Annotated in this window: 1 protein-coding gene; it reads right to left on the bottom strand. The window is 37.3% G+C overall.

Annotation, left to right across the window (positions count from 1 at the left end; translation table 11 throughout):
- Nucleotides 1-1106 (bottom strand): MucBP domain-containing protein (locus SMIDD26_RS02725; RefSeq protein WP_246746866.1); only part of this gene is annotated, 1106 nt, incomplete at both ends.

Raw genomic sequence — 1106 nt, 5'->3', positions numbered from 1 at the left:
CCTTAACTACTACATCATACACCTGACTTGGCTCTTGTCCATCTACATCAGCCGTTGAGTCAATTGTTTTATTACCACTTGTAAATGTATCACTTACAATCTCATACCCAGCATTTTTCAGTTCTGTAATCTTAGTATTAACTTCTTCGGCTGAAAATTCTGTCCCCACATCGCCTTCAAGCGTAATATCGCCATATCCTGCTAACGCTTCTGTTGCAGCCTCAGATACTTGTTTTTTGAAGTGAACGACACCTTTACCTTTCACAGGTGGTGTGCTTTCTTCATATACAAAAGTTACGACTTTTGGTTTTGTAGTCACAGTTCCTGTAGGGCTATCAGATGTACTGTCCCAGCCTTCATTAACTGAACTTCTTAAAGTATAGTATTTATTATCAGCAGTTGTGATGTTTGCTAACTTGCTACTTGTCACATCATACTCAGATTCAACAAGGGAACCATTTTGTACTAGATAAGTACCATCAGCACTCTTTTCACCGAGCTTTTTGTCGTCTTTAGGCGATAATAGATGTCCATCAGTATCCACATATTTAACAGCGACATTCCCAAAGAATTTATTTCTTATTTCTGAAGTTTTCTTTACTTTTTCAAGTTCCTTTTTCAACTTATTCCCAGTTTCTTCTGGAATTTTTTTCTCTTTTATCATTTTGTCAATAATCCGTCTTGCGACTTCTTTTGACGCTTCTGTCGTATCTTGAATCACTGAGAAATCGGCTAGGATAGGTAGATTATAAGATACACGATGAGTGTCCCTCAAAACACCCACATGGTCATCATCACCTGAAAAGACAGCGACTTTATAAGCTATTACATCTTTATCTAAAGGGATGTCTCCTGTAGAGAAATATCCCCCTCTACCAAAATTGTTCTCGTCATTTTTGACTACTTCTTTGATTTTTTTGGACATCTCTTCATCTGTTAAAACATTTGTTCGGCGAAACTTGTCATAAGTTAGCAATGTACCAAAATTTTCCTCACCCTTAGGCTCGTAAAAAGCCTTTCTATTTTTGCTAAATTTATTAAAGGCTTCAACTGACAGACCTGAACGAGGTTGAACCTCTGGTAAGATTTCTATATCCGACCCAATA

This window comes from Streptococcus mitis (genome assembly GCF_001579035.1).
GTDB lineage: Bacteria > Bacillota > Bacilli > Lactobacillales > Streptococcaceae > Streptococcus > Streptococcus mitis_J.
This window is presented reverse-complemented; position numbering and strand designations above follow the sequence as displayed.